A 21,746-nucleotide genomic window follows, 5' to 3' on the forward strand; every position below is an offset into this window, starting at 1 on the left:
TTAAAACATGAATAAACCAATTAAAGAACAAAAGGCGGTATTAATCATTCTTCTAAGCAATATTTTCATTGCTTTTCTGGGAATTGGACTCATCATCCCCGTTATGCCGTCATTTATGAATATCATGCATTTATCAGGAAGTACGATGGGCTATCTTGTTGCCGTATTTGCTGTTTCACAGCTTATTATGTCACCTTTCGCAGGTCGTTGGGTTGACCGTTATGGCAGAAAGAAAATCATCATCATCGGCTTATTCCTTTTTGGTGTTTCAGAACTTATCTTCGGTGTAGGGACAAACGTATCCGTGTTCTATTTATCAAGGATCCTTGGGGGTATCAGTGCTGCCTTCATCATGCCAGGTGTTACGGCATATGTTGCAGATATTACATCCGTTCAGGAAAGGCCAAAAGCAATGGGCTATATTTCAGCCGCAATTAGCTTGGGCTTTATAATAGGACCCGGGATCGGTGGCTTTGTTGCAGAATATGGTATACGCTTGCCCTTCTTCCTTGCGGCGGCCATTGCTTTTTTAGCATGCCTTTCATCGATATTCATTTTAAAAGAGCCGATGACAAAGGAACAGCTTGCAAAAGTTTCCGCTAATACAAAGCAAACAAACTTTATGGGCGATTTAAAAAAATCACTAAATCCGCTTTACTTTATTGCGTTCATCATTGTATTTGTACTCGCTTTTGGTTTATCAGCCTATGAAACGGTTTTTAGCCTATTTTCTGATCATAAATTCGGCTTCACGCCGAAGGATATTGCCATTATCATTACAATAAGCTCTATTTTCGGAGTTGTTGTGCAAGTCTTTATGTTTGGAAAGCTGGTAGATATTCTCGGCGAAAAGAAGCTTATTCAATTATGTTTAATCGTCGGTGCAATTTTTGCGGTAGCATCCACTATGATTTCCAGTTTTTCGGCAGTACTAGTGGTAACTTGCTTCATATTCCTTGCATTTGACCTTCTTCGTCCGGCTTTGACGACATTTTTATCAAAAGCTGCCGGGAAAGAACAAGGATTCGTTGCTGGAATGAACTCCACCTATACGAGCTTAGGGAATATCGCCGGGCCATCCATGGGAGGATTGCTTTTTGACGTAAACATCCACTACCCTTACCTTTTCGCTGCTGTCATTATCGTCATTGGCCTTGGCATTACAGTCATTTGGAAAGAAAACCGATTGACAGAAAGCTTAGCGAAATAATGAAAGTCCCGGATGGTTATTCGTACCTTTCCTTTTCGAGCTGGAAAACTCCCAAACTTGAAAGATGATATTCTACTAAAAACCCCCCTTGCCCATATTTGGGCAAGGGGGGTTTTTAGTAATCTTTTTGAGAACGGGATTCTTACTACTACTTTTTTTGCTCATGATAACCGCTCCAAATCGATTTCGAATTTATATCGATCTGCCCGGTAGACAGATCTGACAAGCCCAAGTGGTTGATTGGTATCCAGGGTACTTCTTCGTTCAATCAGCAATACAGGGGCACCTTCGACTACCTCGAGCATTTCCGCCTCTTTTTTTTGAGCAATCGCGGCTTCAATTACCTGGTCATGCTGAATTTTTAAACCAAACGTTTTTTCTACATAGTCATGCATGGAAGTTATGGCTATTTCTTCCGTTAGATCCAGGGCAAGATTTTTAGAGATAAATAGCCTTTCATATGCCATCGGCAACCGATCAGCAAGCCTAACACGTTCCAGCTCGAAAATAGGAGCTTCTGCTTCAACATCAAGCTTTGCAGCAAGATCATGATCAGCATTGATCTCCGTAAAACTGATAAATCGTGTACTGGGTTCAAGTCCTCTTGAAATCATATCCTTCGAAAAGCTTGTTAATCCTTGCAAGGGCCGCTCCAATTTTTGTTGGGCAACGAATGTTCCTTTTCCGCGCTGCCTATATAAATAACCGCCATTCACTAGGTTAGAAATGGCCTGTCTCACAGTCATCCTGCTTATTCCATATTTTTCAGTGTATTCTTTTTCTGAAGGAATCATCTCTCCTGGCACCAATTCAAGATTTTGAATCGCTCCTTTAATCTCCTCTTCAAGTTGATGATAAATGGGACTGGGAGAATTCTTTTGGATCATTCAGCGTACATCTTCCTTTCATCGTTATGAAATTTCACAAGGCATCCTGATTGGAAACATACAGTTCATCAATCTTATCCATGCATATGAACACGATAAGTTATGACTCGCCTTTCTAAGTATCCAAATTCCTTTTTGTGAATTTCAATACCGATTCCCTTGAACGTTCAATTTCATTTTTATTTTCATTATAGAATTTTGAAACATACGCATAGAAAATGATGCTGACCGTTAGAAATTGTGCAAAAAGCGAACTTGTTGCAGCACTTCGGAATTTAGCCTCCGGGGCACGTACATGATTTAGGGACATATCAACTTTTTTAGTTAAGCCATTGTTCCCCAGTCGCGATAAACCAATTGTCTTTATGCCATATGCTTTAGCAATATCAACGAGTTCAAGGACTTCTTCAGTTTCGCCACTATTGGAAATACAGAAAAAAACGGTATTCTTTGATGATGCAGCCAGTGCAGTTGCCGTAATATGCGGGTCTTGATTGGCACTTACAATCTTTCCTAACCGTAACCATTTTTGTGTAATATCTTCAGCAACGAGCCATGATGCACCTAAACCATAGACATAAATTACATCTGCACTCCTCATGGTTTCAATGATATTGTCAAGAACGGACTCATCCAAATAATGCGCAGTTTCTTGTATAGCTTGGACAGAGTTGGAAACTATTTTATTTTTAATGGACGCAATTGTTTCGTTAGGCTCAATGTCATGGAAACCTTTTTTCTCAGGTTGGGAAATCAGGGATGATAGGGATACCTTCAGTTCTGAAAAGCTGTTAACTTTTATAGAATGACAGAACCTCGTTACGGCCGAACTGCTGGCATTGGCATGATCAGCCAATTCATGTATCGTCATTCTTATAATGTCGTTTGGATTTTCTAAAATATATTGTGCAATTTTCCGTTCTGATTTAGGCAACTGGTTCAATAAGCTTTCAATTCTCAATATAATATTTTCGACGTGCATATGATTTACTCTCCTTGATCTATACTTACTTTAAATGCTTCATTGCTATGTAATAACAACCTAAGGTAGCTGATACGTCTTCCAAAACAAAATTCACATTTGGATTTTCAAGTTTAATATGATTGATGAAAGAGCTTTGCACCAATGGTATATTTGTCAAGATGCTACCTTTTATTGCAATTGTAACATTCCCACTTAACTTTAACTTCTTGATAACCTCAAGTGTTTGTTTTGAAAGGTGGTACCCAGCCTGATTCAGAATTTTTTTGGAGAAACCATCGCCCTTAACCGCATGTTGGACAATCAGGGGAACAAATGAGGCAATCTCGGATTTCGTGGCAGAATAAATGAATTTCTTCAGTTCCATTACACTATGATAGCCAAGTTTTTTCAGTATCGACTCGGTTAAATGGCTATATTCATACCCCTCATCCTCTTCTTTCGTCATTTTTATAAAAGCCTGCATGGCGATCCAATAGCCACTTCCTTCATCCCCAAGGATGTGTCCCCAGCCACCAGCCGATTTCTCGATTCCTTTATGGATGCCGATACTTACAGATCCAGTTCCGGATATGGTCAAAATGCCATCATTTCCTTTAAGCAAAGCAGCATGAGCGATAATTGCATCATTTACAATGGTGAACGGGGCCTTAAATGCCATGCTTAATGCACTTTTTATGCCCTGCGGATTTTCAACTCCTCCATACCCGGCTAATCCTAAGCAAATGTAATGGCAGCTTCCATTGTTAATGGGCATTACGCATTCTTCAATTGCCTGTATAATGTTAGCGATGGCTTTTTTTTCATTAATAAGCAGGTTTCCAAATCCCGCTATGCCTTCACTAATTTTATTTCCATCTAAATCATAAGCCACTGCTTCAGTTTTAGTGCCTCCGCCGTCAACTCCGATAATATAATTCATATTATTTTATTCTCCTATTCAGTAAAAAAGGAAGGAAGATCACCTTCCTTCCCTGATCAATTAATATTGAATTGGAATTTCCCCCATGGTTCCAAATAATCGAGAAGAAAAATTTCCTCTTCTGTTATTCGGCCAACTACATTTGTTTTCCCCGAATTCTTCATTTCCTTTAATGCAATCTGCAATTCCCCTTTATATTGTCCATAGAGCTCATTTTCAATTAAAATATCACCGCGCCTGATATCAGGCGTATATGTTGGTTTAAATTCTTCGCTCTTATATTTCACACGTGATTGAGTCGAGCGAATTAAATAATCGGAAACATCTCCACGGTAAAAATGGAATTCTTCCAATACTATTTTTTTCTCTAGTGCTGTTATGGTTTCGTGAAGGTTAACATTAAATGTTAACAGGCCGCTGTTTAACAGGCTAAGCTGCTTCAATTCATCTTCAGATGCGTAAGCATTTGCAATGATTACATCATCAATCAACCCTGTCGCATACAAATGTTTCGCTTGTGTTGTAATCGGCAATTCCCGGTGCATTTCTAAAGTACATAATCCTTCCGTTACAGGCCAAGGACCGTACGTTGCTGCATGTGAGCTGATGAAAGCTGCCGTGCGGATATTATGCTTTTTGAATGACTCACAGCATTTTATAAAATGAGGATAGCTCAATCCTGCATAGCGGTGCGGATAGAAGTTATGCGATCCAACTAAATTCTCTTTATTTGGTTTGTAATCCATAATATTATCTAAATATTTTGTTGCATTGCTCATGTTTATTTCAATTTTCAGGTCATATGGATTATGTGTCATAACCGACTCTTCGTTACCTGTAAAACCCATGTCCAGCCTGATTCCATATGCACCTAATTCTGCAAAAAACGATAAGTCATTATAAGAAATGCCTAGCGAACCGAATACACGGGGAGCAATATCGACCATCACTTCCATATTCAATTGATTGGCATAAACTATCGCTTCTTTAAATTCTTTTAATATCTTCTCTTTATCACCTTCGACAGAAAGCAAGCAAGTAAAGATCTTTTTGAATCCATATTTGTGTGCAAGTGCAATGTATTCCATGTCTCTTTCGACGGTTGAATGCTCTGGATAGATAGATATACCAAGTTTACCCATTTTTAATCACCTCTTTACTGTTGTGGGGCTAGCTTTTTTACAATGCGAATCATATGTTCAATTAGTTTTTGTTCGCTCATTGCCGTCATCAAGTGATCTTGAGCATGAATCATCAATAAAGTTTTCTCACTTGGAACTCCATTCAATTCTGCTTGAATTAGCTTGGTTTGTGTCTTATGGGCCAAGTTCAATTCTTCCTGGCCTTGTTTAATTAGTTCTTCTGCACTTTCAAAATTAAATTCTTCCGCTTCTTTCAGTGCTTCGAATGCTAATCCTCTTGCATTTCCACTATGTGATATTATTTCAAAAATTTCCATTTCGTTATTGTTCATTTCAGTTGACATATCATTCCACTCCTATTTTATGTTAGATTAAGAAGGTTCATTGGATTACTGTAATCCATATTCACTGTTTAAAACACCATTCACTTGATGGTCGGAACAGCACTTTCACTGAAGAATCGCGGTAAGTATTCTTCATGCGCTTTTAAAAGTTTTTGTAAAACGATTTCCGCCAGGTCATCACTTGGAATAAGCGGGTTAATCGTTAAAGCCAATAATGCTTTATCATAAGAACCTGTAACGGCTGCCTCTGCACCAATTCTTTCAAATGATTTGATTTGTTGGATTAAGCCATGCACTTGTATGGGTAATTTCCCCATAGCCAAAGGAATTGGTCCATTCTTCGTGACGATACAGCTTACTTCTACTGCTGAATCATAATCAATATCAGTAAGCGATCCATTGTTTTGTACATTTAGCACTTGAATGTCTTTTTTATCATTATAAATAGAAGAAATGACGTTACACGCTGCATCACTGTAGTAAGCTCCACCGCGCTGCTCTAATTGCGGAGGCTTGATGTCAAGGGTTTCATCCTTGTATAGGTGAAACAAACCTTCTTCTAATCTTTTCACAATTTCAGCTCGAGTTTCCCCTGTTTTGAATGCTTCCAATTCTTCTTCTAAAATCGTTTTTGTTTTGTAATAATAACGATGGTACGGGCAAGGCACCACTCCTAAGGATTTCAAAAATCTTCTGTTCCAAGCCAATGGGGCAATATTCTTCATCGTCAGCTGAATCTCAGGATTGCCAAGCATTTCAAGCACTTTATCTGTTACTTCTTGATCATCAACGAATACATGCATCCCGAATACCATGTGGTTTAACCCGGCGAAATCTATATGAACTCTCTTCCTATCCACACCAAGCATGCTAGAAATAGACATATGCATATTAAATGGAACATTGCATACCCCAATGACTTTTTTATGCTTGCTGTAGCGGAGAAGGGCTTCCGTTACCATCCCCGCTGGGTTTGTGAAGTTAATTAACCAAGCATCAGGGCAGAGCTCCTGCATTTCTTCTGCAATTTCCAGAATAATAGGTATAGTTCGTAATGCTTTGGACAATCCTCCTGCACCGTTTGTTTCTTGACCAATCAATCCTAATTCCAACGGGATCCGCTCGTCCTTGATTCGTGCATCAAGTAATCCCACTCTCATTTGCGTCGTGACAAAATCGGCATTTTGCAAGGCTTGCCGGCGGTCTAACGTTAGATGTATTTCCATTGGAAGTCCTGCTTTTTCAACCATCCGTTTTGCTAAGGTTCCTACAATCTCCAGTTTTTCTTTTCCTGCCTCAATATCCACTAACCACAGTTCCCTAATTGGCAACTCATCATATCGTTTAATAAAACCTTCTATTAATTCTGGTGTATAACTGGAGCCTCCACCAATTGTGGCAATCTTCAACCCTTTTTTCATTTCCATTCCCCTAACACCTCATAGTTAGCTAATCTGAATTTTCATTTATAGATTATTACATAGCAAATCAGTGCGCTCACCGCTAATAAAGACAAGAATAATAGTGATGCATGTTTCTTGTTTTTAAACTTACCTTCAACAAAACAAACAACCATCGTCAATCCTGCGCTTATGGCAAAGGTATTTCCCAAGTACAGTGATAATTGTTTATTTATTTCAAAGGCATCCATTAATCCGTTAAAGATAAAATTAAAAACAAGAATGAAGCTAAAAAATAGAAAGGCACTTTTGTAACTAAAAAAGTGAATTCTGGATGTTGAATTCATATCCTTTACCCCCCCCCCCTCAATTTATAAAAGGAGTTTGGAGCATTTAGTCCCAAACTCCCTTTTAGGTATTCCTTATAAAGCGATATTTTGATTATCCGTTGTTTCTACCACGTTTTCCTGCGCTAGAAGCTTTTTATCGTACATCTTAAAGAATGGCAGATAAATAAGGACTGAAATTGTTAAATTCACCATCACGAGAACAACGGCTCTCCAATCACCGCCTGTTGAAAGGTAGGCACCTATTGGAGCGGGCAATGTCCAGGGAACCATTACATATGTTGGGTTCACAAGTCCGATGGATGTTGCTATATATGCAAGTGTCGCACCAATTAGCGGTGTAATGATAAATGGAATAATAAGTACCGGGTTCAATACAATCGGCATCCCAAAGATAACAGGTTCATTGATGTTAAAAATGCTTGGGACAATTGTTGCTTTCCCCATTGCTTTACTATAGGTGGATTTTGCCGTTAAGAGCATGGCTATTACCAAACCCAAGGTTGCACCAGACCCACCAATCCAAATAAACCATTGGAAGAATGTTTCAGGAGCTATGTGGGGAATTGCCTTTCCAGCTGCAACTGCTGCCGAGTTATTCCCCAAGTATACTTCCCATACCGGACGAGCTACGGCACCTACTACTGAAACGCCATGAATACCAAATGACCAAAAGAATGTAATCAAAAATACTGGAATTAATACACCTGGCAATGTATCGCCTGCACTGATGAGTGGTGCAACCGCTTTATCAACAAGTGAATGTAAATCAACAGCAAAAACAACTGTAATTAAAGTCATGACAAGCAGTACAATTGAAACTGGTATTAATGCTTCAAATGAACGGGCCACTGAAGTTGGAACAGAATCAGGCATTTTAATCGTGATATTCTTGGTCTTACAAAGACGTAAAATTTCGACAGCAAAAATGGATACAATCATTCCTACAAAAAGACCATGGCCTCCGAGATTTGTCATTGGCAAAACAAACCCCACATCATCCATCATCTTTACACCAATTGTGAACAAGAAGGCTGCTAATGATAGTAAACCTCCAGATAGCGGGTCAAGTTTATAGCTTTGAGATAAACTGTAGCCTATACCAAAAGTAATATATAGCGTCATGATAAACATCGTTAATCGATATGGTATTAAAATTTCAGCGATATGTTTTGCAGACCATTCACCTAATGCAGTATCTGCTGCAACGGGCGGAAATGCAATGATCAAGAATAAACTTCCAAAGATGATGAAAGGTAACGCAGAAACCACACCATCCCGAATCGCGCGTAAATGTTTTTGCTCAGACAATTTAGCCATAGGTGTTGAAAGATTATTTTCTAAAAAAGCTACAAACTTGTCCATTCGTGTTTTCCCCTTTTACGTTTAGTGAAAAGAAATAGTAATTAGTTTATTATTTTGCTAGTTCCGTTACCAGTTTTAATAGTTTAGGTCCGCCAAGAGGGCTGTAAGCTTGGGCTGGAATGGCTTCACATGGGACGCCCGCTTCATCTGCCGATGCCTTAAAGCCATCGAAACGATGTTTGACTTGCGGAGCTACCATTGCAACATCCCAGCCATTTCGTACTTCTGCATCAAATTCTTGAGTGCCGACTGCCAATACTTCTATGGTTACACCCTGTTTTTCCCCTTCCTTTTTTAAAGCGCTTACAACGATTGCACTAGACATTCCACCTGAGCATACGAATAATACTTTCATTCTTTGTTCCTCCAATTTTTTTATTTTTTTATTAAAAGCGTTAAATCGTTTTTCTTATGAATCCTTGTGCTTTCACTAAACGATTTGAGGCTTCTTCATATGATACATTCGTTAAAATCATGACAATTGCAATTTTAGGCTGGGCATGTGCCTTTTCTAAGTATTCATCTGCAATTTCATAGCTACAGTCAGTAGCATCCATGATAATACGTTTTGCACGTTCAACCAGCTTTTCATTAGTTAACTGTAAATCTACCATTAAATTACCATAAACTTTTCCAACTCCAACCATTGAGGCGGTGGAAAGCATGTTGCATACTAACTTTTGCGATGTTCCAGCTTTTAAACGTGTAGAACCCGTCAGGACTTCAGGCCCGTTTACAACTTCAATCGCAACTTTTGCAATCTTACCTATCTCAGAACCTTTGTTACAGCTTATCGACACAGTTCCTGCACCAACTTGATTGGCATATTCCAATCCAGCAATAACATATGGAGTGCGTCCACTAGCTGCAATGCCCACTACGACATCCCTGTTTGTTAATTCGATTTTCTTCAAATCTTCAGGACCTAATTCAAAACTGTCTTCAGCACCTTCAACCGCCTTAATGAAAGCCTTTTCCCCACCAGCTATAAGACCCACTACTTCACTCGGATCGGTATTGAATGTTGGGGGACATTCTACTGCATCCAATAAACCGATGCGCCCGCTTGTTCCTGCACCCATGTAAATTAATCTGCCGTTTTTATTCATGGCTTCAACGATCATCTCCACAGCTTTAGAAATTTGCGGAAGTTCTTTTTTTACACAATGGGCAACTTTAATGTCTTCTTCGTTCATCACCTCTAAAAATTCCAGTGTCCCCATTTCATCTAAACTCATGGTCTTTTCATTACGACGCTCTGTCGTTAAATGCTCAAGCATACATATCATCCTTTTTTATTTCAGTGGTGAAAGTGGTGAAACTTTATTTGCTATAGAGAATATATCACTATTAAAAATTAATTTCAATATTGTATATACATTTTTAAAATTTAATTTTAAAATAAAAGTAAGATACCTAAATTGATTGGTTGAATGTTAGCTTTCTACTAAAAATAAAAAATGTAAACCGAGTAGCCATTTAGTGAACCAAACCTACGATTCTTTTTATTGTGGATCTTATCTAACTATTCATAGATGACAAATTCATATATTCATTATTTGTTAACGCTTACAAATAATTAAATATAAATATTAGTAATGAAATGAGGTTGTACTATTGATGAATGAAAGGATTACTAAGAAAAAATTGGGTTCATTGGCTCTAGCCGCTTTGGTGGGGGGATCACTTCTCCTTCCAGCTGATTTGAAAGCAAATGCAGAATCTGGGACAATTCCTCAAACAACGACTTATGTAAAACAGGAACTTCGCGCAACTTGGATTGCAAGTGTGTTAAATATTGACTGGCCGTCCAAACCTGGTTTATCCATATCAGCACAGAAAGAAGAATTCATAAAATATTTGGATGAACAAAAAGCGATGGGAATGAATGCTGTCGTTATGCAAATTAAACCCACTGCGGATGCTTTTTATCCTTCTGAATACGGTCTTTGGTCAAAATATTTAACAGGAGTCCAAGGAAAAGATCCCGGGTATGACCCTCTTGCATTCATGGTAGAAGCAGCACATGAACGTAATATGGAATTTCATGCGTGGTTTAATCCTTACCGCATTACTATGCCTTTAGGTAAAACCGCTGAAATATCGGATATTGATAATCTACCAGAATCTCACCCTGCCAGAAAGCACCCGGATTGGGTCATACCATATGGACAACAATTGTACTTTGATCCAGGCATTCCTGGCGTACAACGGTTTGTGATCGATGGAATAATGGAAGTTGTTAAGAATTATGATATCGATGCAGTCCATATGGACGATTATTTCTATCCTTACAAGATTGCAGGAGTACCTTTCCCAGATGAAATTTCCTATCAAAAATATGGAGCAGATAGATTTACAAATGTTGAAGATTGGCGCAGGGATAATGTAAATAACCTTGTTAAGAATATAAATGAAGAAATCAAGGCAGAAAAATCATATGTGAAGTTTGGTATAAGTCCATTTGGAGTTTGGCGCAACAAAGCAGTTGATCCCACAGGATCTGACACTGCCGCAGGACAAACGAATTATGATGATTTATATGCAGATACCCGAACGTGGATCAATAATGGATATATTGATTATATTGCCCCTCAATTATATTGGAATATAGGATTGCCAGTAGCTGACTATGCCAAACTTCTTGATTGGTGGACAAAAGAAGTCGAAGGTAAAAATGTTCAACTCTATATTGGACAAGGAGACTATAAAATTAATACAGAGTCCAACGGTGTGCAAAACTGGTTCAATCCTGAAGAAATGCCAAACCAGTTAAAACTGAATCGAACATATAAGGAATTTGATGGAAGCATGCATTTCAGTGCCAAGGATTTACGGAAAAACCCCCTTGGGATAGCAGATCGGTTAAGCGGGGATATTTATAAGCATCCCGCATTGGTTCCAGCCATGCCTTGGATTGATGATCATGCACCAAAGGCTCCAATGGTGAGAAAGGCAACACAATCAGGAGATGGAATACAATTTGAAATTCACGATCAAAAGAAATCAGATGCATCTTATTATGCCATTTATCGTTTTGATGGGAAGAAAAAAGGAAACATTGAAGATTCAACGAACTTACTTGCCACAGTGCATAAAGAAAATACAAGTCAATTGTTTAATGATGGCAGTGTAGAAAAAGGCAAGACTTACACATATGTTGTGACAGCATTGGACCGTACCCACAATGAAAGTAAACAAACTAGGCAGATTTATATAAAAGTAAAATGATCTTCAAGAAATAGCTTTATAGCTTAAGTGTTATATCTCAGTCAACAATGGCAGCAAACACTGCTGCATATGCTGCTAAGTCAGGATTATAAAAGAATTGAAGTAGGTGAAATGACGATGTACATAGTTGGATTAATGTCCGGAACATCACTGGATGGAATTGATGCTGCACTTGTTCGGGTGAATAATAGTGGACTCGAGACTGAAATGGAAATGATTGAGTTCATGACATGCCCTTTTCCAAAAGATATTGAAAAAGAAATTATGCAGTCTTTATCTGCACAAACATCCAATGTGCAGTTAATATGCAGTTTGAATTTTAAATTAGGAAAATTATTTGCCAATGCAGTAAAGGAAGTTTGTCATAAAGCTGGATTTCCCATAAATAAGCTGGATCTTATTGGATCCCATGGACAAACCATTTACCACCAGCCTTTAAAAGAACAAAATTATATACCCTCCACTTTGCAAATTGGGGAAGCTGCAGTAATTGCTCACGATACAAACACACTTGTAATCTCTGATTTCCGTACGATGGACATGGCTGCTGGTGGACAAGGAGCTCCTCTTGTTCCTTTTACCGAATACATTCTTTATAGAAGTGAAACGAAGGGAAGATTACTTCAAAACATAGGGGGCATTGGAAATGTAACCGTCTTACCCAAGCAGGCATCTCTGAATGACATGTATGCCTTTGATACAGGGCCTGGGAATATGATCATTGATGAAGTATGCCGCCAATTGTTCAATATTAGCTATGACGAAGGTGGTAACATAGCTAAACAAGGACAAATTAATGACGAACTTTTATCTTATTGTATCAGCCATCCTTATATTATGAGCCCTCCGCCAAAATCAACTGGCAGGGAATTATTTGGCAAGCAATATGTAGTAAAACTATTAAAGATGTTTGAATCACTTCCCAGTCATGATATTTTAGCTACAGTAACGATGTTTACAGCAAAGTCGATTGTGGAGAACTATCGAAAATTCATCTTTCCAAAAACCAATATTGAAGAAGTGATAATTGGCGGCGGAGGCAGCTATAACAAAACGTTATTAAATATGATGCAATCACTGCTTGGAAATTCTATTCAAGTTTTGACTCAAGAAGAGTTGGGGTACTCTTCTGAAGCGAAGGAAGCAGTGGCCTTTGCATTACTTGCAAATGAGACTTTCCATGGTAATACGAGTAACGTCCCCAAGGCTACCGGTGCTGACTTCGATGTCATCCTAGGAAGCATGACCTTCCCTCCTTCATATCTGAAGGAGCATAAAAATACTTTTTAACCATTTAAAAAGAGTGGAAGGCACATCGATATTTGATGTGCCTTCCACTCTTTTTTGAACCTGAAGAATCATCGCGGACTCTTCTGTTTTATTTTACTGGCCAAGCTGCATGGATACATACTTCACTTCTAAATATTCATCCATGCCAAAGTGTCCCCCTTCCCTGCCTAAACCACTTTCCTTCATTCCTCCAAATGGTGCTTGGGCAGTGGATGGGGCACTGTCATTAATACCGACAATCCCATATTCAAGAGCATCCGAATAGGCAACTGCCTTATTTAATGACTCGGTATACACATAAGCTGCCAAGCCAAAATTCGTATTATTGGCACGATCTATCGCTTCTTTATCGGTTTTGAATGTACTGACTGGCGCAATTGGCCCAAACGTTTCTTCCTGCATGCACAGCATATCATCCGTTACATTGGAAAGTATGGCTGGTGCGATAAAATGGCCTTGTTTTTCATCGACTTTTGAGGTGTTATGGATGATAGCCCCTTTACTTGCAGCATCCTCTAATTGAAGCTGAACTTTTTTTACTGCGGCTCCATCTATCAATGGACCAAGATCGTTTCCTTCCATTCCATTTCCAACCTTCAAAGTTAAAACGGCTTCTTCAAAAGCTTGTAAAAACGGCTGTTCGATTGTTTCATGGACGAAAATTCGATTCGCACAAATACATGTTTGTCCAGCATTCCGGAATTTTGATTGAATCAAACCATTTACAGCTTCTTCGATATTCGCATCCTCAGCAATGATGAACGGAGCCAATCCACCGAGTTCAAGCGAGACTTTTTTTACTGTTTCTGCGGCTTTTTTCATTAGATGTTTCCCTACAGGAGTGGAGCCGGTAAATGTGATCTTTTTAACACGTGAATCATTCATCCACATGTCTGATACATCTCCCGGTTTCTGTGTAGTTACAATATTCATCACGCCTGCCGGAATGCCTGCTTCATGGGCACTTTCAACTAATAGCAAAGCGGTCAAAGGTGTTTGTTCCGCTGGTTTGATGACCACGGTACATCCTGCGGCAAGGGCTGGCGCCACTTTCCTCGTGATCATGGCAGCAGGAAAATTCCACGGGGTAATGGCAGCAACGACACCGACTGCCTGCTTTTGCACTAAAATACGCTTTGATGCAACGGAGGCTGGTATGATTTCCCCGTAGTTGCGCTTTGCTTCTTCAGCGTACCATTTCACGAAACTTGAAGCATATTTCATTTCACCTTTTGCCTCTGCCAATGGCTTTCCTTGCTCCAATGTCATGATCGTTGCGAGTTCATCCAGCCTGTTCTCAATGATCGTGTACCACTTCTCAAGTAATTCCGCCCTATGGTATGCACTTGTTTTCGACCAAGTATGAAAAGCAGCCTGAGCTGCATCCACTGCAGCCTTTGCCTCTTTTTCATTAGCGTCCGGAACATAGCCCACAGGCTCCAACGTTGCTGGGTTTTCCACTACAAAATGACTTTCTGTATGAATAGATTCGCCGTTTATATAAATTGGCCATTTTTCCGCTACTTTTTTCATCCTGCTTTAATCTCCTCTTCTTCTTCTTCATGATCTGTAAATGTCTTATCATTTTCACCTTTGAAAAAGTCCTTGCCATATAAAAGGGCACATAATAAAATTCCTGCTGCAAACGCCATTCCAGCACCTTTTATAACAAGGATGGCAGCTACGACTCCTGCAATTCCCAGGTCGCGTTGGCTCTTTGCCTGCATGACGCCTACGCGTACGCTAACATATCCTTGAACCAAAAGCGTCAAGGCCAAGGCCACACCGAGAATTGGTTCCACCAGGCTTACTACCGGCAATAAGAATAACCCTGTATTCGTACCCCAACGGAACGAGCCGGCACCGCCGAAGAAAGAATTCATGGCTTTCTTGCCATTCTTGAATCGCTCCACAACCACGACCTGCATGGCTGCCCACAACGGACCGCACATTGTTATATCGGGTCCGATAAAACTCATGATCACATTCCGGCCACCAAAAATTAAATGGGCTCTGTTTGGATTATAGTCCACTTTTTCATCTTCCCTGACCTCATCGGATTCAGAAAGCAGCGCTTTCGTTTTGAGCACATCCCCGAATACGACTAAATAAGTAGCGAAAACAGCTGGAATCGCACTTAAAAAGAAGGTCAAGGCGGGAAAACCTAAACCAAAAACAGTATAGTCTGACCAAAGCGTAGCAAAATCCGGACTGCTGAATCCCCATTGGATATCAGGCCATTTTGCTTCTCCAAAAATGGGGGCTACAAATACAGCAAGTAAGATTGCTGGCAATATCCCTAAATTGCCTATGAATATCCAAACTTTGTTTCGCATTTTCAATTTTCCAAAACTTTTCGAAAAAAGCAGATAAAAGGCAAAGCCGATACAAATGCTTATTGTATAAGGAAATAAATCAAACTTTCCACCCACTTCAAAAATGGAAACGACAGCACCAATACCCGCTCCTAAAATGATGCCTGATTTGATTGCATTCGGCACTAATCGCACGACCTTACTGGCAAGTCCGGTCATTCCTAGCAATATTGATAAAATACCTAATGTTAGTTGAAATGCAACGAGAGCATAGACCCGATCAGGTCCTTCGGGAAATTGCCCGACGAACAATACAAGCAATGGAACCGCAGGTGTAATCCATCCTGGTATAACAGGGTCCCCGAGTAAATGATGCGCCAAGTATAATAATCCATTCAAGACAACGACGGCTAGAGCCACATCAAAAGGCATACCAAGATGGTCTGCAAGCAGTGTAATAGCTCCAAGATCAACTGCACACATCAATAAGCCTTGAACATAGTCAGGCCACTCAAAACGATAATGGACAAATGGCAGTCTAATTTTAAAAGGTCCCGCAGGTATATACGATGTCTCTTCTCCATAGCGACGGTTTTTCCATTTCATGTTGTTTCCTCCACTTAAAAGCCATAGGCTGAACGGTAAATTTTTTCGATATCCCGGACGTTTAATGCACGGGGATTATTGCGAAGTAAACGGACTTGTTTGATGGCCTCGGCAGCCATTTCACTTAAAGCCGATTCAGGAATGTCAAATTCACTTAGTGACTCTGGTATATCAACATAACGGCATATTCTGGTCATCGCTTCTATAGCCTTATCCGCTGCCTCATCATCATTTAAATGATTGACTTTCTCTCCAAGTGCTTCAGCAACCTCGCGGAACCTTTCCAAACATGCAATTTTATTCCACTTCATCACAAATGGCAGTAATAATGAATTGCTGACTCCATGTGATAAATGGAAGCGGCCTCCAAGAGGATAAGCTAAAGCATGAACAGCTCCAACACCAGCATTTCCAAAAGCTAATCCTGCCATTAGGCTTCCAGTGATCATCGCTTCCCGTGCTTCCAGATTATCTGGCGCAGCATAAGCCTTTGGTAAATTTTTTGCGATTAACTTCATGGCCCCAATTGCCAAAGCATCCGTAACGGGCGAAGCAAATTTGGAAATATAAGCCTCGACCGCATGAACAAGTGCATCCACTCCACTCGCAGCAGTCACACTTGGCGGGCAAGTCAGCGTCATGACGGGCGATACAATCGCTACATCCGGTAAAAGATACGGACTTACAATTCCCTTCTTAACCTGTTCTTTCTTGTCCGATAAAATCGAAATATTCGTCACTTCTGACCCGGTTCCTGCCGTCGTCGGTATGGCTATTAAAGGTAGACCTGGGACTTCAATCAAGTTCGTACCGAAATATGTCTCGATGCTGCCTGAATTCGTAGCCATGACGGAAGAGGCTTTCGCAATATCCATCGCACTTCCACCGCCTACCGCAATCAGTCCATCATGTTTTCCATCCTTGATTGACCGTACACATTGCTCAACGATTTCAATTTCCGGTTCTGGATTCACATCCGAGAAAATACCACATTCTGCAGAAAGTAAATCCTCAACCCTTTGTACAACCCCAGCACCCACTAAAACTTTATCTGTAACGATCAACGGATTCTTCATCCCTAATCGCGTAACCTCATCAGTCAGCTGCTGTAAAGAATCTGCTCCTGTCACCAATTTGTTAGCCATAGAAAAAATAGAAATATTCATGGTTATCTCCCCTTTCATGTATTTACTAATGCAGGAATCATGCCAAAGTTTGAAAACGCTTAATTCATAAGGGGGATAACCTTTTTTTCATGGGTAACAGTATAAATAATGAGTGGAAAACAAATCAAATAAACTAATTCGATTCGTTTTCTAATCGCATGTGAAATTTTTTCATTTTTTGCACCAAAGCGCTTTGACTGATATCCAAAGAGATGGCAGCGGCCCTTGTAGTCCCATACTTCTTCATCGCATTCAGGATCAGGGAACGCTCCAGCTCGGAAACGGCTTCCTTCAAAGAATGTGTTGTCGTTTTTTTTGATAAGACCGGCTGGATGAAAGATGGTAAATTAGGCAAATCAATCGTATCATCATATGTCGTGACGACCAGCCGCTCTGCAAGACTCGCAAGCTCACGTATATTGCCAGGCCACGAATAGTTCGTCAGCCATTCATAGCATTCCGGTGTCATCTTTTTCTTTTCATCATATTTTTCATTGAATTTTTTCAAATACATTTCTAAAAGCGGGATCGTTTCTTCCTTTCGCTGGCGTAAAGGCGGGACTTCAAAGGAAACGATATTAAGCCGGTAATAAAGATCTTCACGGAAAGAACCTTCTTGCACGAGGGAGGCCAGATCGCGATGGGTGGCTGTAATTAACCTGACATCCACTTCTTTCATTTCGGTAGAACCAACTCTCATAAACTTGTTTTCTTCTACCACTTTCAAAAGTTTTACCTGTAGCTCTAAAGGTAAATCCCCAATTTCATCCAAAAATAACGTGCCACCATTCACTTTCTCAAAAATCCCCATTTTCCCATTCTTAAGGGATCCGGTAAATGCCCCGGGTTCATATCCAAAAAGTTCAGATTCCACCAAGTTCGCTGGAATGGCTCCGCAATTTAATTCAAGGAAAATTTTTTCCTTCCTGGAGCTTTTGGCATGTATGTACTTGGCGATTAAACTCTTCCCTACTCCCGTTTCCCCCTGTAACAAGATTTTCGCATCCGTTTTAGCTACTTTATCAGCCAAATTGAATAAAGGAGTTGTGGAGGGACCAATGATTATTTCCTGTAAATTCACCTGTTCCGAGCCAGGCAATAATTGAGAAATAGGTTGGAAAGATAACTTTTGGCTGTCAATCGTATACTTCATCCGGATTAATTCAGTAATATCCCTAACACTATTAATGACAAATATGACTTCATTCTGTGGCGATAGAATAGGTGTGGCCGATACGATGATCTTTCTTCCATTTCGAATTCTTTGTGTCAAAGTAACTTGATTCTTCGTTCGAATGGAGTCCAATGAAGCAGAAACGGATATCATGCCTTGCTCAATTAAATAACTCATTGGTTTTCCGATGATTTCCTCTTCTCTTATTCCAGTAATACGCTGATACGCTTGATTGATAAATAATGTCGTTCCATCACCATCCGTGATATACACCCCATCATACAGGGCATTAAATACAACCTTGCATAAATCACTCTCGAAGAATGCTTGAAATTGTTCATAGGGTATTGAGTAATTCCGTAAATTTTGCAGCGGTGCATTAACGGTAATGAAATGAGAAATTGGCTTCGTCAAATCACTCTGCTGCACTGCTGCAGATAACGCCTCTATAGTCAAAAATCCGATGAAATCCTCTGAATCATCCAAAACTTCCACTTCAGTGCTTCCTATCGGGAAACATGATATCGCTTCCTCCACTGTCATATCCGAATAAAACTTAGTCATCAATATCCACTCCCTGACTGGTCTTTAATATTTGATAGAGCACTTCCTCCTTGATTGAAGACTTTTTGAAAGTTCTGGCGGCTTCCTAGTCTTTTCAAATTAAAGAAGGCAATAAACTTATTAACTTATATTGTGTGAGCATTATGTAATGTCCATTTCTTTTTAATGATACTATGTACGACAATCAACGACACCAAGAATAAATGCTACACCGGTAAAAACGTTTCAATCTCAATATCCTATTTCTGTTTAAAACGATAAATAGCATTTGTATGTTACTTTTATCATATCAATGGTGTTTTTTATGCTCAAATCCATTTTCACTCATCACAGGAAATCTTGTCCTTTTGTTGTATAATAAACCCTGTGAAATGGCTCTTTCCTTGAGATTTTTTAATTCTCAGTTGAAGCTTAAGAACAATTTTTGTTAAGTGCTTTAAAAAGCTTCTCTGCAGTTTGAAAAAACCTAATCCGTATTTGGATTAGGTTTCAGACTGTGGACAAACTCGATGAAAACTCAGTTTGCCTGCAGCTTTTTTATTGAAAAAAGTTGCAGCTGATTTCAGAGATCCGCTCCCTTTCCGCCGACTGTCTGCCAAGCCTCATCAAAGCAAGCGCCTGTGGGGTCTCGGCAGACAGTATTTCGGCAGGAGTGTCGCAAATCTCTTCAATCCAGTGAGGGTTTCATCCGTATAAACTAGTAAAAAACATGAAAGATACTCAAGTTTAATTTTAAAATCTTGGTTCGGGGCGAGTGCAATTCGAAACTCCTTTTTCCAAAAAATTGATGAAACCGCCAGACTGTAAACGAATTGGAGAAGAAGAGCCAGTTTCCCTACAATATTTCTTAAAAAGTAGTTCCGGTTGATTGGAACGTAAGGTATGAGACTCCTGCGGGAAAAGCGTGGCCAAGGGAGACCCCGCAGGCGAACAGCCGAGGAGGCTCCCGGACCGCCCGCGGAAAGCGAGTGCCTGGAGTGGAAATCATTACACATAACCCTTTCGGGAAATCCGCTCCCTTTCCGCCGACTTGTCTGCCAAGCCTCATAAAAGCAAGCGCCTATAGGGTCATGACTAGCCAGTAATTAGGCAGGAGTGTCGCAAATCTCTTCAATCCAATGAGGATTACAGTAAAAAAACATTCTCTCTAATCGGACTCCTAACCCCATTTTGTAGCCAAACTGAAACTTAATACTTATTTGGATTAGGTTTTTTGATTTGATTAAAGATAGTAATTTGCTTCCTTTCTAATCAGATGCTTAATTTGGAAACCAGCCGACCGGTTTTACATCGAGATTAATGTTGATTTGTTTAATTTCCTGGTATTCATCCAAGCCGTATTTTCCTAAACTGCGTCCAATCCCGCTCTGTTTGTAACCGCCCCATGGCGCTTCGACATATGTTGGATGATAATCATTAACCCATGTGATGCCTGCCCGTACCTTCTTGATCACTCGCAATCCTTTTGCCCCATCGTTAGTGAAGACGCCGCCTGCAAGGCCGTAGTCTGTATCATTTGCAAGTTTAATAGCTTCTTCTTCATCTTTAAACTTTTGAATGACAACGACCGGCCCGAAAATTTCCTCCTGCACGATGCGCATGTCAGGTGTTACATCGGTGAATACAGTCGGTGCAATGAAGTATCCTTTGTCAAGGCCTTCATCAACAAGACGGTAACCGCCTGCTGCAAGTGTCGCACCTTCCTGTTTGCCGATTTCAATATAGTTCAAAATGCTATTCATTTGTGCTTCGCTGACAATTGCCCCCATGTTGCTGTCCTCTGCAAGGCCAGGTCCTACTTTGATTTTATTTGCGCGTTCAACATAGCGTTTTACATATTCATCATAAATACTTGCCTCAACCAGGATGCGGCTGCCTGATGAACATACTTGACCGGCACCGAAAAAGATGCCGAATAATCCGTAATCGACGGCCGTCTCTAAATCTGCATCTGCAAAAACGATATTGGGTGATTTACCGCCAAGCTCAAGTGAAATTTTCTTTAAGTTGCCCGCGGCCGCCCTCATGATTGTTCGGCCAACATCCGTACTTCCTGTAAATGAAACAATGTCCACATCCTTGCTTTCTGCAATGGTTTGACCGACAACAGTGCCGCGGCCCATCACCATATTAGCGACACCTTTAGGGATGCCTACTTCCTCCAGTATTTCAAATAATTTCATTGCTGTAACAGGTGTCACTTCAGCCGGTTTATATACAATGGTGTTACCTGCCGCAAGGGCCGGTGCGATTTTCCAGACACTCATTAGAAGAGGAAAATTCCAAGGTACAATCAAACCGGCTACACCTACTGGCTCACGAACAACCATCGCTTGTACTGGAGCGGGAACTTGATAAGTTTCCCCTTCTGGATGAAGCACCAAACCAGCATAGTAACGGAAACACGCGGCGGCATCGGCAATATCGAAACCTGCCTCTGCTTTAAGTTTCCCATTGTCCATTGTTTCGAGAATCGTTAACTCTTCAGCACGTTCATCAATTTTATCAGCGATTTTATATAGGTAGGAAGCACGCTCCTGTGCTGTTAGGCCTGACCAGATTCCACTTTCAAAAGCTGCCTTTGCAACTGAGATTGCCTTTTCTGTATCTTCCTTGGTGGCACGCGGAGCCCTTGCAATGACTTCCTGTGTTGCAGGGTTGATTACTGGGATTACTTCATTTGAAGATGAGGTCTGCCACTTACCGTCGATGTAATTTTTAAGCTCTAAAACTGCCGTTTCTAAAATTGTCATGTTTTATTCCCCCGGTTTTCATTATTTTTTAGTTTTATCTTTAAGGAA

The 21,746-nt window shown here is 40.2% G+C and carries 18 protein-coding genes; 3 read left to right on the forward strand and 15 right to left on the reverse strand.

Translation table 11 applies throughout. From position 1 onward, the window contains the following. Positions 1-7 precede the first annotated feature (7 nt). Positions 8-1,210 carry an MFS transporter gene (locus tag ACWF5P_RS12835; RefSeq protein ID WP_101222287.1) on the forward strand — a complete coding sequence of 401 codons (1,203 nt, stop codon included), beginning with the start codon at positions 8-10 and terminating at the stop codon, positions 1,208-1,210. A gap of 161 nt (positions 1,211-1,371) precedes the next feature. On the opposite strand, the gene ACWF5P_RS12840 is transcribed toward ACWF5P_RS12835, so the two are convergent. From ACWF5P_RS12840 to murQ, 10 genes are all read right to left on the reverse strand, one after another. Next, a complete protein-coding gene (locus ACWF5P_RS12840) occupies positions 1,372-2,097 on the reverse strand; it encodes a UTRA domain-containing protein (protein ID WP_434167250.1) in 726 nt (241 codons plus the stop codon). 115 nt (positions 2,098-2,212) lie between these two features. Beyond that, complete coding sequence (locus ACWF5P_RS12845; RefSeq protein WP_101222289.1) at positions 2,213-3,079, reverse strand: MurR/RpiR family transcriptional regulator; 867 nt, start codon at positions 3,077-3,079, stop codon at positions 2,213-2,215. Between the two features lie 25 nt (positions 3,080-3,104). Further along, on the reverse strand, positions 3,105-4,001 hold the full coding sequence (locus ACWF5P_RS12850; protein ID WP_452444939.1) for an N-acetylglucosamine kinase: 897 nt from the start codon (positions 3,999-4,001) through the stop codon (positions 3,105-3,107). Between the two features lie 56 nt (positions 4,002-4,057). Then, a complete protein-coding gene (locus tag ACWF5P_RS12855) occupies positions 4,058-5,143 on the reverse strand; it encodes a DUF871 domain-containing protein (RefSeq protein WP_452444940.1) in 1,086 nt (361 codons plus the stop codon). A 14-nt stretch (positions 5,144-5,157) separates the two neighbouring features. Next, entirely contained in the window at positions 5,158-5,487 is a 330-nt protein-coding gene (locus tag ACWF5P_RS12860; RefSeq protein ID WP_101222292.1) for a PTS lactose/cellobiose transporter subunit IIA, read from the reverse strand. 80 nt (positions 5,488-5,567) lie between these two features. After that, on the reverse strand, positions 5,568-6,914 hold the full coding sequence (locus ACWF5P_RS12865; protein WP_290370116.1) for a 6-phospho-beta-glucosidase: 1,347 nt from the start codon (positions 6,912-6,914) through the stop codon (positions 5,568-5,570). 35 nt (positions 6,915-6,949) lie between these two features. Further along, positions 6,950-7,234, reverse strand: a complete 285-nt coding sequence (locus tag ACWF5P_RS12870; protein ID WP_101222294.1) for a hypothetical protein — start codon at positions 7,232-7,234, stop codon at positions 6,950-6,952. A 75-nt stretch (positions 7,235-7,309) separates the two neighbouring features. Continuing rightward, positions 7,310-8,599: a PTS sugar transporter subunit IIC gene (locus ACWF5P_RS12875; protein WP_101222295.1), complete on the reverse strand. Its 1,290-nt coding sequence runs from the start codon at positions 8,597-8,599 to the stop codon at positions 7,310-7,312. Between the two features lie 49 nt (positions 8,600-8,648). Beyond that, entirely contained in the window at positions 8,649-8,954 is a 306-nt protein-coding gene (locus tag ACWF5P_RS12880) for a PTS sugar transporter subunit IIB (protein WP_061463755.1), read from the reverse strand. 40 nt (positions 8,955-8,994) lie between these two features. Further along, a complete protein-coding gene (gene murQ / locus ACWF5P_RS12885; RefSeq protein ID WP_260358938.1) occupies positions 8,995-9,879 on the reverse strand; it encodes an N-acetylmuramic acid 6-phosphate etherase in 885 nt (294 codons plus the stop codon). Between the two features lie 340 nt (positions 9,880-10,219). Between murQ and ACWF5P_RS12890 the strand changes: the two genes are divergently transcribed. Together ACWF5P_RS12890 and anmK are read left to right on the forward strand one after the other, a co-directional pair. Then, the gene (locus tag ACWF5P_RS12890) at positions 10,220-11,830 is read left to right on the forward strand and encodes a family 10 glycosylhydrolase (RefSeq protein ID WP_434167253.1); all 1,611 of its coding nucleotides are present in this window, start codon (positions 10,220-10,222) and stop codon (positions 11,828-11,830) included. Between the two features lie 117 nt (positions 11,831-11,947). Further along, entirely contained in the window at positions 11,948-13,120 is a 1,173-nt protein-coding gene (gene anmK / locus ACWF5P_RS12895; protein WP_452444941.1) for an anhydro-N-acetylmuramic acid kinase AnmK, read from the forward strand. Between the two features lie 93 nt (positions 13,121-13,213). Here anmK and ACWF5P_RS12900 read toward each other — a convergent pair whose 3' ends face one another. The 5 genes from ACWF5P_RS12900 to ACWF5P_RS12920 form a co-directional block, all read right to left on the reverse strand. Continuing rightward, a complete protein-coding gene (locus ACWF5P_RS12900; RefSeq protein WP_452444942.1) occupies positions 13,214-14,653 on the reverse strand; it encodes an NAD-dependent succinate-semialdehyde dehydrogenase in 1,440 nt (479 codons plus the stop codon). Next, positions 14,650-16,041, reverse strand: a complete 1,392-nt coding sequence (locus ACWF5P_RS12905; RefSeq protein WP_230176884.1) for a DUF3360 domain-containing protein — start codon at positions 16,039-16,041, stop codon at positions 14,650-14,652. Before ACWF5P_RS12905 ends, ACWF5P_RS12900 begins: the two co-directional genes overlap by 4 nt. Positions 16,042-16,055: 14 nt before the next feature. Continuing rightward, a complete protein-coding gene (locus ACWF5P_RS12910) occupies positions 16,056-17,207 on the reverse strand; it encodes an iron-containing alcohol dehydrogenase (RefSeq protein ID WP_452444943.1) in 1,152 nt (383 codons plus the stop codon). Between the two features lie 133 nt (positions 17,208-17,340). Next, a complete protein-coding gene (locus tag ACWF5P_RS12915; RefSeq protein ID WP_452444944.1) occupies positions 17,341-18,945 on the reverse strand; it encodes a sigma-54 interaction domain-containing protein in 1,605 nt (534 codons plus the stop codon). A gap of 1,259 nt (positions 18,946-20,204) precedes the next feature. After that, on the reverse strand, positions 20,205-21,698 hold the full coding sequence (locus ACWF5P_RS12920; RefSeq protein WP_452444945.1) for an aldehyde dehydrogenase family protein: 1,494 nt from the start codon (positions 21,696-21,698) through the stop codon (positions 20,205-20,207). Positions 21,699-21,746: the final 48 nt, after the last annotated feature.

The organism is Peribacillus sp. NPDC055009 (assembly GCF_053608705.1).

Coding starts and splice junctions, on each gene's coding strand:
- ACWF5P_RS12835 (WP_101222287.1), top strand. CDS start 8: ATGAATAAACCAATTAAAGAACAAAAGGCGGTATTAATCATTCTTCTA.
- ACWF5P_RS12840 (WP_434167250.1), bottom strand. CDS start 2,097: ATGATCCAAAAGAATTCTCCCAGTCCCATTTATCATCAACTTGAAGAG.
- ACWF5P_RS12845 (WP_101222289.1), bottom strand. CDS start 3,079: ATGCACGTCGAAAATATTATATTGAGAATTGAAAGCTTATTGAACCAG.
- ACWF5P_RS12850 (WP_452444939.1), bottom strand. CDS start 4,001: ATGAATTATATTATCGGAGTTGACGGCGGAGGCACTAAAACTGAAGCA.
- ACWF5P_RS12855 (WP_452444940.1), bottom strand. CDS start 5,143: ATGGGTAAACTTGGTATATCTATCTATCCAGAGCATTCAACCGTCGAA.
- ACWF5P_RS12860 (WP_101222292.1), bottom strand. CDS start 5,487: ATGTCAACTGAAATGAACAATAACGAAATGGAAATTTTTGAAATAATA.
- ACWF5P_RS12865 (WP_290370116.1), bottom strand. CDS start 6,914: ATGGAAATGAAAAAAGGGTTGAAGATTGCCACAATTGGTGGAGGCTCC.
- ACWF5P_RS12870 (WP_101222294.1), bottom strand. CDS start 7,234: ATGAATTCAACATCCAGAATTCACTTTTTTAGTTACAAAAGTGCCTTT.
- ACWF5P_RS12875 (WP_101222295.1), bottom strand. CDS start 8,599: ATGGACAAGTTTGTAGCTTTTTTAGAAAATAATCTTTCAACACCTATG.
- ACWF5P_RS12880 (WP_061463755.1), bottom strand. CDS start 8,954: ATGAAAGTATTATTCGTATGCTCAGGTGGAATGTCTAGTGCAATCGTT.
- murQ (WP_260358938.1), bottom strand. CDS start 9,879: ATGCTTGAGCATTTAACGACAGAGCGTCGTAATGAAAAGACCATGAGT.
- ACWF5P_RS12890 (WP_434167253.1), top strand. CDS start 10,220: ATGAATGAAAGGATTACTAAGAAAAAATTGGGTTCATTGGCTCTAGCC.
- anmK (WP_452444941.1), top strand. CDS start 11,948: ATGTACATAGTTGGATTAATGTCCGGAACATCACTGGATGGAATTGAT.
- ACWF5P_RS12900 (WP_452444942.1), bottom strand. CDS start 14,653: ATGAAAAAAGTAGCGGAAAAATGGCCAATTTATATAAACGGCGAATCT.
- ACWF5P_RS12905 (WP_230176884.1), bottom strand. CDS start 16,041: ATGAAATGGAAAAACCGTCGCTATGGAGAAGAGACATCGTATATACCT.
- ACWF5P_RS12910 (WP_452444943.1), bottom strand. CDS start 17,207: ATGAATATTTCTATTTTTTCTATGGCTAACAAATTGGTGACAGGAGCA.
- ACWF5P_RS12915 (WP_452444944.1), bottom strand. CDS start 18,945: ATGACTAAGTTTTATTCGGATATGACAGTGGAGGAAGCGATATCATGT.
- ACWF5P_RS12920 (WP_452444945.1), bottom strand. CDS start 21,698: ATGACAATTTTAGAAACGGCAGTTTTAGAGCTTAAAAATTACATCGAC.